Genomic DNA, 11,711 nt, shown 5'->3' on the forward strand with positions numbered 1-11,711 from the left:
AAGAAACACAGCAAACCACACATATCACCAAGAGGATAGCGCTGCCAAGCCAAGCAAAGCGTCAATAAGAGCCGCTCACAAAACCCAGCAAAGCGGTCCTGGCTAGGCGTGTGACCGCAGACAGTACAAGCAGTACGGCAAGGTCACACAACAACGCCAGGGGGTTTTGTGAGCGGCTCTAAAGACTCAACCCGCCAGCTTCTGGCGCAGAATATCCTGCACCTGCGCCGGGTTGGCCTTGCCCTTGCTGGCCTTCATCACCTGGCCGGCCAGCGCGTTCAGCGCCTTTTCCTTGCCGGCGCGGAATTCTTCCACCGCCTTGGGGTTGGCGGCGAGGGCTTCTTCCACCAGTTTTTCGATGGCGCCGACGTCCGATACCTGCTTGAGGCCGTCGCGCTCGATCACCGCGTCGGCGCTCAGCTCGCTGTCCCACAGCGCCTCGAACACCTGCTTGGCCAGTTTATTGGACAAGGTGTTGTCAGCCACGCGCGCCACCAGGCCGGCCAGCCGTTCGGCGGACAGCGGGCAGTCGGCGATGGACTTTTCTTCGCGGTTCAGCCGCGCGGCCACTTCGCCATTCACCCAGTTGGCCACCAGCTTGCCTTGGCCCGGGCAGGCCTGGGCGGCGGCTTCAAAGTAGCGCGCCAGCGCCAGCGATTGCGTCAGCAGGCCGGCGTCGTAGGCGGATACGGCAAAGCTGTCGATAAAGCGCTGCTTCATCTCGCCCGGCAGTTCCGGCATGTCGGCGCGGATGGCGTCCACTTCGGCATCGCTGACCTTCAGCGGCAGCAGGTCCGGGTCGGGGAAGTAGCGGTAATCGTGGGCGTCTTCCTTGCTGCGCATGGCGCGGGTTTCGCCGCTGTCCGGGTCGAACAGCACGGTGGCTTGCTGCACCTTGCCGCCGTCTTCGATCAGCTCGGTCTGGTAGCGGATTTCGGCGTTGATCGCCTGCTCCAGAAAGCGGAAGGAGTTCAGGTTCTTGATCTCGCGGCGGGTGCCGAACTCAGCCTGGCCAAACGGGCGAATCGACACATTGGCGTCCACGCGGAAGCTGCCTTCCTGCATATTGCCGTCGCAAATGCCCAGCCAGGTCACCAGGGTGTACAGCGCGCGGGCGTAGGCCACTGCTTCGGCGGCCGAGCGCATTTCTGGCTCGGAGACGATTTCCAGCAGCGGGGTGCCGGCGCGGTTCAGGTCGATGCCGGTCATGCCGTGGAAGTCTTCGTGCAGGCTCTTGCCGGCGTCTTCTTCCAGGTGGGCGCGGGTGAGGTTGACGGTTTTTTCGCTGTCGCCCACCTGAATTTGCAGGCTGCCGCCTTCGACAATCGGCAGCTCGAACTGGCTGATCTGATAGCCCTTGGGCAGGTCAGGGTAAAAATAATTTTTGCGGGCGAAGATCGAGGTGCGGTTGATCTTGGCGCCAATCGCCAGGCCAAAGCGGATGGCCTTGTCCACGGCGGCGCGGTTCATCACCGGCAGCACGCCCGGCAGGGCGATGTCCACCGCGCTGGCCTGGGTGTTGGGCGCCGCGCCAAAGGCGGTGCTGCTGCCAGAAAAGATTTTCGACTGGGTGGAGAGCTGGGTGTGGACTTCCAGCCCGATCACGACTTCCCATTTCATGCCTAGAATTCCTTGCGCAATAACGTGCTTGTGTGGCCGCGCGCTGTCACAGCGCCGGCGTGCGGGCGTGCCAGTCGGTGGCGAGCTGGAACTGATGGGCGGCGCCCAGCATGGCGGCTTCGCTGAAGTAATTGCCAATCAGCTGCACGCCCACCGGGCGGCCATTGTCGGCAAACCCCGCCGGCAGGCTCATGCCCGGCAGACCGGCCAGGTTCACCGCCAGCGTGTAGATGTCGGACAGGTACATTTGCACCGGGTCGTCAGACTTCTCGCCCAGATTAAACGCCGCCGTCGGCGCTACCGGGCCCAGAATGAAATCACACTGCTGGAAGGCGGCCTGGAAATCCTCGGCGATCAGCCGGCGGATTTTTTGCGCCTGAATGTAATACGCGTCGTAATAGCCGTGCGACAGCACATACGTGCCCACCAAGATGCGGCGCTTGACCTCGGCGCCAAAGCCTTCGGCGCGCGAGCGTTCGTACATATCGGTGAGGTCTTTGTACTGCGCGGCGCGGTGGCCATAGCGCGCGCCGTCGTAGCGCGACAGATTGGACGAGGCTTCCGCCGGGGCGATCACATAATACGCCGGGATGGACAGCTCGGTTTTCGGCAGGCTGACTTCCACAATCTTGGCGCCCAGCGCCTTGAACTGCGCCACGGCGGCGTCGATTACCCGCGCCACATCGGCCGACAGGCCGGCGGCAAAAAATTCTTTGGGCAGGCCGATGGTCAGGCCGGCCACTGGATGGTTCAAGCTGCGGGTGTAGTCTTCTTTGGCGCGGTCCAGGCAGGTGGAGTCGCGCGCGTCAAAGCCGGCCATCACATTCAGCAGCAGCGCGCAGTCTTCGGCGGTGCGCGCCATCGGCCCGCCCTGATCCAGCGAGCTGGCGTAGGCCACCATGCCATAGCGGCTGACCGTGCCATAGGTGGGCTTGATGCCGGTGATGCCGCAATGGCTGGCCGGCTGGCGGATCGAGCCGCCGGTGTCGGTGCCGGTGGCGGCGGGAACCAGGCCGGCGGCCACGGCGGCGGCCGAGCCGCCCGAGCTGCCGCCCGGAATGGCCTTGACGTCCCACGGGTTTTTCACCGCGCCAAAGGCGGAGTTTTCATTGGACGAGCCCATGGCGAACTCGTCCATATTGGTTTTGCCCAGCATCACCAGGCCGGCCTGGCGGCACTGGCTGACCACGTGAGCGTCGTAGGGGCCGACAAAATTGCCCAGCATTTTCGAGCCGCAGGTGGTCAGCAGGCCTTCGGTGACGAACACGTCCTTGTGGGCAAACGGCACGCCGGTCAGCGCGCAGGCCTGACCGGCGGCGCGCGCGGCGTCGGCGGCATCGGCGGCGGCCAGGGCGCCGTCGTGGTCGACGGTGATGAAGGCGTTCAGCTGCGGGTTAAGGGCGTCAATGCGGGCGAGGTAGTCGCGGGTGAGTTCGCGGCTGGACATCTGGCCGGCGGCCAGGGCGTCGGAAAGCTGTTTGAGCGTGTAATTCATGACGGGCACACGAAAAGAATTCTGTAGGAAGGATCCGCTGCGGCGCGGTTTATTCAATCACCTTGGGCACCAGGTAAAGGCCGTTTTCCACGCTGGGAGCCACGGCCTGGTAGGCGGCGCGGCGGTCGCTTTCGCTGACCACATCGTCACGCAGGCGCAGGCTGACGTCCTGCGGGTGCGACATGGGCGCCACGCCAGTGGTGTCCACCGCCTGCATGGCTTCGATCAGGCCAAAAATCCCGTTGAGCTGGCCCTGCACGGCGGCAATTTCCGACTCGTCCATGTGCAGGCGGGCAAGCCGGGCGATCCGGCTGACATCGGTCGCGGAAAGGGACATAAAAACCTCGTTAAGACTTTAATTTGTCGAATGTTGTAGGGTATCATAGTCTGCTGGTTTCGCCCAATTGCCTGCCGGCTGTCATGCCGGCCGCGCCACGCTTGCGGAACCAGGCCCATCCCGTCGTGTCAACGTCACGACAACCTGCCACCCAAAATTTCGCCACGCCGGCCTGCGCCATGACGCGCCGACGCGGCCCGCCGACAACAGGACTACGATGTTTCGCTCGATTACCGGTTATTTTTCTCATGACCTCGCCATCGACCTTGGCACTGCCAACACCCTGATCTACGTGACCGGCAAGGGCATCGTGCTCGACGAACCCTCGGTGGTGTCGATCATGCACGAAGGCGCATCCAATAAAAAATCCATCCTGGCCGTTGGCCTGGAAGCGAAAAAAATGCTCGGCCGCACGCCGGGTTCGATTCAGGCCATCCGCCCGATGAAAGACGGCGTGATCGCCGACTTCACCGTCACTGAACAGATGCTCAAGCAGTTCATCAAAAAGGTCAGCCCCAGCCGGGTGTTCAGCTCCAGCCCGCGCATCGTGATTTGCGTGCCGTGCGGCTCCACCCAGGTGGAGCGCCGCGCCATCAAAGAGTCGGCGCTGGGCGCTGGCGCGCGCCGCGTTGAGCTGATCGAAGAACCGATGGCCGCCGCAATTGGCGCCGGCCTGCCGGTGGAAGAAGCCACCGGCTCGATGGTGGTGGACATCGGCGGCGGCACCACCGAAGTGGGCGTGATCTCGCTGGGCGGCATCGTGTATTCCAACTCGGTGCGCGTGGGCGGCGACAAGTTCGATGAAGCCATCATCAATTACATCCGTCGCAATTACGGCATGCTGATTGGTGAAACCACCGCCGAAGAAATCAAGAAAACCATCGGCTCGGCCTTCCCCGGCGCCGAAGTGCGCGAAATGGAAGTCAAAGGCCGCAATCTGGCCGAGGGCATCCCGCGCGCCTTCACCGTGTCGTCCAACGAAATCCTCGAAGCGCTGACCGAGCCTTTGAACCAGATCGTCTCGGCAGTGAAAATCGCCCTGGAGCAAACCCCGCCGGAACTGGGCGCCGACATTGCCGAAAAAGGCATGGTGCTGACCGGCGGCGGTGCGCTGCTGCGCGACATCGACCGTCTGCTGCAAGAAGAAACCGGCCTGCCGGTGTTCGTCGCCGACGATCCGCTGACCTGCGTGGTGCGCGGCTCGGGCCGGGCGCTGGACAAGATGGACAAGGTTGGCACGCTGTTCACCAACGACTGACGCGACACCCCGCGCTGACCAAGACGCGCCATCCGGCACCCTGTCCGGCTGGCGCGCGCCGACTTCCCCCTGATGGCATGTGATGGATATCGCCAGCTCTCCCCGTTTTTTTCGTCGCGGCCCCAAGCCGCTGACGCGCCTTCTGGCGTGCGGCGCCTTATCGCTGGGTCTGCTGGTGGCCGACGCCAAGCTGCATCTGCTCGACCCTGCGCGCGGCGCGCTGACCGCGCTGCTCTACCCGATGCAGTGGCTGGTGACCGCCCCACCGGAAGGCTTGCGCCAGCTAGACACTTTTTTGACCACCCAGGCGACGCTGACGCATGAAAACCAGGCTTTGCGCACCTACCAGCTGGAGCTGGAAGCACGTCTGCAACGCCAGGCAGCGCTGCAACGGGAAAACGCCGAGCTGCGGCAAACGCTGAACCTGCGCAGCCAGCACGGCGGCAATACCCTGCCGGCAGAAATCGTCTACACCAGCCGCGATCCGTTCACCTTCACGCTGATTATCGACAAAGGCAGCATGGACGGTGTGCAGGCCGGCTTGCCAGTGATCGACGCGCGCGGGCTGATCGGGCAGATTACCCGCGTGCAGCCGCTGACCGCCGAAGTGACCCTGCTGATCGAGCGCAACCATCCGGTGCCGGTGATGATCCAGCGCAATGGTCTGCGCGCAGTGATGTATGGCATGGGCGGCCAGGCAGAAATCCGCCATATCGCCGCCCACGCCGATGTACAGGTGGGCGATATGCTGGTGACCTCGGGCATCGACGGCGTCTACCCAGCCGGCCTGCCGGTGGCCAAAGTCGCCATGGTGGACCGCAACGGCGGCTCGCCGTTTGCCCGCATTGTCTGCACCCCACTGGCCGGCGTGGGCGAAAACCGCACGCTACTGGTGCTCAACGAAACCTTGAACCTGCCACCCCGGCCGGAAGCGGCGCCCGCGCCCAAGACCAAATCCCGCCGCAAACGTGGAAGTGATGAATAAACCATGGCGTTTGACCGTCCCAAAGAACTGCTAAAGCCAATCAAGCCGCGCTGGATTGTGCTGAGCTTTGTGCTGGCCATTGCCGTCGAGCTGCTGCCGCTGGATGCCACCCTGGCCAACTGGCTGCCAGACTTTACCGCCATGCTGGCCCTGTACTGGACGCTGAACCAGCCGCGCCGTTTTGGCATTGGCTGGTCGTTTGGCATCGGCCTGATTGCCGACGTGGCCAGCGCCAGCGTGTTCGGCCAGCACGCGCTGGCCTATAGCGTGATCAGCTATCTGCTGCTGTCACGCCAGCGCCAGGTGGTGATGTACAACCTGGGCCAGCAAACCCTGGTGGTGCTGGGTGGGCTGCTGATCAGCCAGTTTGTCATGGCGGTGTGCCGCATGCTGCTTGGCGGCCCGTGGGCCGGCAGCGGCTATTTTATCGGCCCGCTGATTGGCGCATTGCTGTGGCCGCTGCTGACCAAGGTGCTGTTGCTGCCGCAACGGCGCGGCAGCCTGCCGGGGTAAGCCATGGCGCCGTTTACTTCACAACAACAGGCGGAAAACCAGTTCCAGCTGCGCCTGCTGCTGGCCTTTGCCGCCATGCTGCTGGGTTTTGTCACCCTGGCCGCCCGCTTTGCCTGGCTGCAAGTGTATCAACACGAACACTTTGCCACCCTGGCCCAGAATAACAGCATCACCCTGTCGCCGATCATCCCCAACCGTGGGCTGATTGTGGATCGCAACGGCGTGGTGCTGGCGCAGAATTACTCCGCCTACACGCTGGAACTCACGCCGTACAAAATTGAAAATCTGGAGCAAACCCTCAGCCAGTTGGCCGAGCTGGTGGACATCAACGCCCGCGACATCAAGCGCTTTCGCAAACAAGCGGAAGAAAGCCGCAACTTTGAATCCATTCCGCTGAAGATCAAGCTCACCGACGACGAAGTGGCCAAAGTGTCGGCCAATATCTGGCGCTTTCCGGGTGTCGAGGTGAAAGCACGGCTGTTCCGCGATTATCCGTTTAAAGAGATCACCGCCCATGTGGTCGGCTATATCGGCCGCATCAACCAGAAAGAAATGGAGCGGCTGGAAGAAAACGACGAACTGGCCGACTATCGCGGCAGCACCCATATGGGTAAAACCGGGCTGGAATACACCTACGAAAAAGTCTTGCACGGCACCGCCGGCTTTGAAGAAATGGAAACCGACGCGGGCGGCCGGCCGGTGCGCACGCTGCGCCGGGTGTCGCCGGTCAATGGCCACACGCTGAAGCTGGCGCTGGACATCGAGCTGCAAAAGTTCGCCTGGGAGCGCTTTGGCGAGCGGCGTGGCGCGCTGGTGGCGCTGGACCCAGCCACGGGCGGAGTACTGGCGTTTATCTCCAAACCGGGCTACGACCCCAATCTGTTCATCGACGGCATCGACAGCCAGAGCTGGAAAGACCTGAACGACGACTGGAAAAAGCCGCTGGTCAACCGCGCCCTGCGCGGCCTGTATCCGCCAGGCTCCACCTTTAAGCCCTTCATGGCCATGGCGGCGCTGGAAACCAAATTCCGCGATCCCAATTACACCATTCCTGACCCGGGGTATTTCTCGCTGCCGGGCAGCACCCACCGCTTTCGTGATTCCAAGCCCAGCGGCTGGGGCAGCATGAGCATGTTCCGCTCGATTCAGGTGTCGTCGGATACCTATTATTACAAGCTGGCCTGGGACATGGGCATCGACCGGCTGGAGCCGCAGTTGGCCAAGTTCGGCTTTGGCAGCCCCACCGGCATTGATCTGGATGGCGAGGCACGCGGTGTGCTGCCCAGCAAGGAGTGGAAGCGCAAACGCTTTGCCGGCAAACGCTACCCCGAGGCCGCACGCGTATGGACCCCGGCCGACGTGGTGCCGATTGGCATTGGCCAGGGCTACAACACCTACACCCCGCTGCAAGTGGCGCATGCGGTGGCCATCCTGGCCAATAACGGCGTGGTCTACCGCCCGCACGTGGTCAAGGAAATCGAAAACCTGAAAACCGGCGAAATCACCAAGGTCGAGCCCAATCCGGTGCGCGACAATCATCCCGACCCGGCCAATATCGCCTTTGTGAAATCCGCCATGGAAGCGGTGCTGAAGCCCGGCGGCACCGCCGCGCGCATTGGCGCCGGCCTGAGCTACCGCATGGCCGGCAAAACCGGCACCGCGCAGGTGGTGCAGATCAAACAAGGCGCCAAGTACAACGCCGCCGCCCTGGCCGAACAACACCGCGACCACTCGTGGTTTGTGGCGTTTGCCCCGGTGGAAGCGCCACGCATTGCCATTGCCGTGATTGTGGAAAACGGCGGTTGGGGCGCCTCTGCCGCCGCACCGCTGGCGCGCGAGGTGGCCGACTTTTATCTGACCGGCCGCAAAGGCGAAGTCAGCGCCCCCAATAGCGACGCCCCCAGCGCGCAACATGTGCGCGCCGACAAGAACAAACCCGCCGCCGCCCCGGCGGAAGAGGTGGTGGAATGAACGACTATTACTTGCTGCGCCGTGCCTGGGAGCGGCTGCGCTCGCCCATCGACGGCTGGCTGCTGGCGCTGATCATGGCGCTGTTTGCGCTCAGCCTGGTGGTGTTGTTTTCGGCGTCCAACCAGAATCTGGACAAAGTCATCAACAAGATGACCTTCATGCTGGTGGCGCTGGGCATCATGTGGGGCGTGGCCAATGTCCGCCCGCAAACCCTGATGCAATTGGCCGTGCCCGGTTATATTGTCGGCGTGCTGCTGCTGTTGGGCGTGGCGCTGTTTGGTGACGTGGTCAATGGCTCGCGGCGTTGGCTGCATGTGGGCGTCACCCGCATCCAGCCCTCGGAAGTGCTGAAAATCATGGTGCCGATGATGCTGGCCTGGTACTTCCAAAAGCACGAAAACGCCCTGCGCTGGCACCATTATCTGGTGGGCGCGGTGATCATCATCATCCCCTCGCTGTTCATCCTCAAGCAGCCCGACCTGGGCACCGCCACGCTGATCATGGCCTCGGGTTTTTTTGTGCTGTTCCTCGCCGGCCTGCCGTGGAAAGTGATGATTACCGGCGCGGTGGCGTTTGGTGCCAGCCTGCCGTTTGTGTGGAACATGATGCACGATTACCAGCGCAAGCGCGTGCTCACCCTGATCGACCCCAGCTCCGACCCGCTGGGCGCCGGCTACCACATCATCCAGTCGATGATCGCCATCGGCTCCGGCGGCCCTACCGGCAAGGGCTGGCTCAGCGGCACGCAAACCCACCTGGAATTCATCCCCGAGCGCACCACTGACTTTATCTTTGCCGTGTACGCCGAAGAATTTGGCCTGGCTGGCAATCTGCTGCTGCTGGCACTTTACCTGCTGGTGATTGGCCGTGGCCTGATGATCGCCGCCAAGGCCACCACACTGTTTGGCCGCCTGATGGCCGGCTCGATCACCCTGTCGTTTTTCACCTACGCCTTCGTCAATATGGGCATGGTGGCCGGCATCCTGCCGGTGGTTGGCGTGCCGCTGCCACTGATCTCTTACGGCGGCACCGCCATGGTCACTCTGCTGATCGGTTTTGGTATTTTGATGAGCATTCACAAGAACCGACCGCTGATCAAGCGGTGAGGGCGGGCCAGGCAGTTTTTATCACGGTCTGGCATATCGGCGCATGATCTTGCCGCATTGCAGCGCATGCGCCCGCCCCACACTGGCCAAGCCACCCCAACGTGCTAAACTTCCCGGCCGGCATGCGCTTTGGCATGTCCACTGTCGCACGGGAAAGACAGATGAAACACAGCAAAAAATGGGGGGTGCAGGCCAAGATCCTGCTGGTGTTCACCGCCATCAATATCCTGGCCACCGCGGCCTATACCCTGTTTGTCTACCAGATCAAAACCGACAGCATCTACGAGGCCACCGATGCCCGGCTGACCGCAGCGGCGCATGCCGTGACCCGCATGCTGCCTGCCGATTATCTGGAACAGCCACTCAACACCGCCCCGCCGGCCAATTATCTCCAGCAAACCCGTTCGCTTTATGCCTACAGTCAGGAAGCCGGGCTGCGCTATGTGTACGCCTTTGTTGAAGACCATGGCCAGGTGCGCTATCTGGCGGATGCTGCCTCGGCCGACGAAATCCGCCGGGATAAATACGGCCAGTACATGCAAGCCTACCGTGAGCCGCCACCAGCATTGTTGCAGGCATTTCGCGATGGTCAGCCGCACTTTGCCGAATACCAGGATCAGTTTGGCCAGTTCCGTTCGCTGTTTGTGCCCGGCGAGCGCCGCGATGGCCTGCGCTATGTGATTGGCGCCGACATCGACGTGGCTTATCTGCAAAACCGCAGCCATGAAGCGCTGTTGACCTCGCTGCTGATTGGCGGCGCGATTTTTGCCATTTCGCTGGCCTTGTCGTGGTGGGTGGCGCGGGCGCTGACCCAGCCGGTGCGCGCCTTGCTGTCGGTTACCGAGCGGCTGGCCGATGGCGACTACAGCGCGCGCGCGCATTCGCATGGGCAGGACGAAGTCGCCCAGCTGGCCGGCGGGCTGAACGCCATGGGCCAGGCGATTGCCCAGCGTGAAGAAGCCATGCTGCAATTGATTTACCGTGACGAGCTCACCGGCCTGGGCAACCGCCTGGCGCTGGACGAGGCGCTGACTGCGGCGCTCAGCCAGCACCAGATGGGCGTGCTGATGCTGGTGCATCTGGACCGCTTTCGCGCCATCAACGATTTATTGGGCTTTGCCGCTGGCGATTTGGTGCTGCAAGTAGCCACCACCCGCCTGTCCGAGCTGTGGCCCGACGACAGCCGCGTGCATCGGCTGGGCGGCAATGTGTTTGCCCTGTTGGTGACTGGCCTGCCGGCATACGACAGCGACAGCCTGCACCGCCAGGTGTTTCGCGCGCTGGAAGGCGAGCCGTTCACCCTGGCCGACCAGCAGATCGACCTCACCGTCACCCTGGGCATTGTGCGCTTTCCGCAGCACGGCAATCAGGCCGGGCTGCTGCTGCGCAACGCCGAGGTGGCGCTGTACGCCGCCAAGCAGGCGCACAAACCGTGGAGCGAATACAACGCCGAGCAGGTGGGCAGCCGCCGCGAGCAATTGTCGCTGCTGGGCGAATTGCGCCGCGCAGTCGAACAGCACGAAATGCATGTGTTTTATCAGCCGCAGGTCAGCATCAACCAAGGCCAGCTGGTGCAGGCCGAGGCGCTGGTGCGCTGGCGTCACCCGGAGCGCGGCTGGGTGCCGCCGTCGGCGTTTATCCCGTTTGCCGAGCAAACCGGCCGCATCCGCTCGCTGACCGACTGGCTGCTGAACGAAGTGGCCCAGCAAACCACCGCCTGGCGCGCCAGCGGCCAGCCGTTGACTATCTCGATCAACGTCGCCGTGCATGACCTGGAAGACCCGGACTTTCCCAAGCGGGTGGCCGCCGCCCTGCGCCGCCACGACGCCCAGCCACAGGACTTGTGCTTGGAAATCACCGAAGGCGGGCTGATGGCCGACCCGGAACAAGCCCGCGCCACCCTCACCGCCCTGCACGAGGCCGGCCACCGGCTGGCGATTGACGACTTTGGCACCGGCTACTCCTCGCTGGCCTACCTGAGCCATCTGCCGGTGGACGAGCTGAAAATCGACCGCAGCTTCATCATGGATCTGAACCTGCACAACCGCTCGATTGTGCTGTCCACCATCAGCCTGGGCCATGCGCTGGGCCTGAAAGTGGTGGCTGAAGGCGTGGAAACCGGCAATCAATACCGCGAGCTGGCGCTGCTGGGCTGCGACATCGCCCAGGGTTATCTGATCGCCAAGGCGCTGCCGCTGGAAGAGTTCAACGCCTGGCGCCACGCCCACCCCCACGAATGCGACTGGGGCAGCTGCCCGGACGCCGCGCCGGATTTGCCACCGGGTGGGGTGACGCGCATGCTGGAAGGCGGGCAGTAAGAGCCACTCACAAAACCCAGCAAAGCGGTCCTGGCTAGGCGTGTGACCGCAGACAGTACAAGCAGTACGGCAAGGTCACACAACAACGCCAGGGGGTTTTGTGAGCGG

The 11,711-nt window shown here is 63.1% G+C and carries 9 protein-coding genes; 6 read left to right on the top strand and 3 right to left on the bottom strand.

Annotated elements, in window-relative coordinates; translation table 11 throughout:
- Window positions 1-186: 186 nt before the first annotated feature.
- From gatB to gatC, 3 genes are read right to left on the bottom strand one after another with little or no spacing between them, the layout of a single operon-like run.
- Window positions 187-1,620: an Asp-tRNA(Asn)/Glu-tRNA(Gln) amidotransferase subunit GatB gene (gene gatB / locus DFR34_RS06025; protein WP_110390244.1), complete on the bottom strand. Its 1,434-nt coding sequence runs from the start codon at window positions 1,618-1,620 to the stop codon at window positions 187-189.
- Between the two features lie 46 nt (window positions 1,621-1,666).
- The gene (gene gatA / locus DFR34_RS06030; protein ID WP_110390245.1) at window positions 1,667-3,115 is read right to left on the bottom strand and encodes an Asp-tRNA(Asn)/Glu-tRNA(Gln) amidotransferase subunit GatA; all 1,449 of its coding nucleotides are present in this window, start codon (window positions 3,113-3,115) and stop codon (window positions 1,667-1,669) included.
- A 49-nt stretch (window positions 3,116-3,164) separates the two neighbouring features.
- Window positions 3,165-3,452 (bottom strand): Asp-tRNA(Asn)/Glu-tRNA(Gln) amidotransferase subunit GatC, encoded by a 288-nt coding sequence (gene gatC, locus DFR34_RS06035; RefSeq protein WP_110390246.1) that lies wholly within the window; start codon window positions 3,450-3,452, stop codon window positions 3,165-3,167.
- Window positions 3,453-3,669: 217 nt separating this feature from the next.
- Here gatC and DFR34_RS06040 point away from each other — a divergent pair, with 217 nt between their 5' ends.
- The 6 genes from DFR34_RS06040 to DFR34_RS06065 all read left to right on the top strand — a co-directional run bounded on the left by DFR34_RS06040 (window position 3,670) and on the right by DFR34_RS06065 (window position 11,603).
- The gene (locus DFR34_RS06040) at window positions 3,670-4,710 is read left to right on the top strand and encodes a rod shape-determining protein (protein ID WP_110390247.1); all 1,041 of its coding nucleotides are present in this window, start codon (window positions 3,670-3,672) and stop codon (window positions 4,708-4,710) included.
- Window positions 4,711-4,792: 82 nt separating this feature from the next.
- Window positions 4,793-5,695, top strand: coding sequence for a rod shape-determining protein MreC (gene mreC / locus DFR34_RS06045; protein ID WP_110390248.1), 903 nt, complete (start codon window positions 4,793-4,795; stop codon window positions 5,693-5,695).
- 3 nt (window positions 5,696-5,698) lie between these two features.
- On the top strand, window positions 5,699-6,208 hold the full coding sequence (gene mreD / locus DFR34_RS06050; RefSeq protein ID WP_110390249.1) for a rod shape-determining protein MreD: 510 nt from the start codon (window positions 5,699-5,701) through the stop codon (window positions 6,206-6,208).
- A 3-nt stretch (window positions 6,209-6,211) separates the two neighbouring features.
- Window positions 6,212-8,179: a penicillin-binding protein 2 gene (gene mrdA, locus DFR34_RS06055; protein WP_110390250.1), complete on the top strand. Its 1,968-nt coding sequence runs from the start codon at window positions 6,212-6,214 to the stop codon at window positions 8,177-8,179.
- The gene (gene rodA, locus DFR34_RS06060) at window positions 8,176-9,285 is read left to right on the top strand and encodes a rod shape-determining protein RodA (RefSeq protein WP_110390251.1); all 1,110 of its coding nucleotides are present in this window, start codon (window positions 8,176-8,178) and stop codon (window positions 9,283-9,285) included. The genes mrdA and rodA overlap by 4 nt, the downstream gene beginning before the upstream one ends.
- Window positions 9,286-9,446: 161 nt before the next feature.
- Window positions 9,447-11,603, top strand: coding sequence for a putative bifunctional diguanylate cyclase/phosphodiesterase (locus DFR34_RS06065; RefSeq protein ID WP_158281744.1), 2,157 nt, complete (start codon window positions 9,447-9,449; stop codon window positions 11,601-11,603).
- Window positions 11,604-11,711 lie beyond the last annotated feature (108 nt).

Source organism: Rivihabitans pingtungensis (assembly GCF_003201855.1).
Classification (GTDB): Bacteria; Pseudomonadota; Gammaproteobacteria; order Burkholderiales; family Aquaspirillaceae; genus Rivihabitans; species Rivihabitans pingtungensis.

Bases quoted from the DNA above. Each gene is read 5' to 3' on its own strand.
- gatB (WP_110390244.1), bottom strand. From the start codon at position 1,620: ATGAAATGGGAAGTCGTGATCGGGCTGGAAGTCCACACCCAGCTCTCC.
- gatA (WP_110390245.1), bottom strand. From the start codon at position 3,115: ATGAATTACACGCTCAAACAGCTTTCCGACGCCCTGGCCGCCGGCCAG.
- gatC (WP_110390246.1), bottom strand. From the start codon at position 3,452: ATGTCCCTTTCCGCGACCGATGTCAGCCGGATCGCCCGGCTTGCCCGC.
- DFR34_RS06040 (WP_110390247.1), top strand. From the start codon at position 3,670: ATGTTTCGCTCGATTACCGGTTATTTTTCTCATGACCTCGCCATCGAC.
- mreC (WP_110390248.1), top strand. From the start codon at position 4,793: ATGGATATCGCCAGCTCTCCCCGTTTTTTTCGTCGCGGCCCCAAGCCG.
- mreD (WP_110390249.1), top strand. From the start codon at position 5,699: ATGGCGTTTGACCGTCCCAAAGAACTGCTAAAGCCAATCAAGCCGCGC.
- mrdA (WP_110390250.1), top strand. From the start codon at position 6,212: ATGGCGCCGTTTACTTCACAACAACAGGCGGAAAACCAGTTCCAGCTG.
- rodA (WP_110390251.1), top strand. From the start codon at position 8,176: ATGAACGACTATTACTTGCTGCGCCGTGCCTGGGAGCGGCTGCGCTCG.
- DFR34_RS06065 (WP_158281744.1), top strand. From the start codon at position 9,447: ATGAAACACAGCAAAAAATGGGGGGTGCAGGCCAAGATCCTGCTGGTG.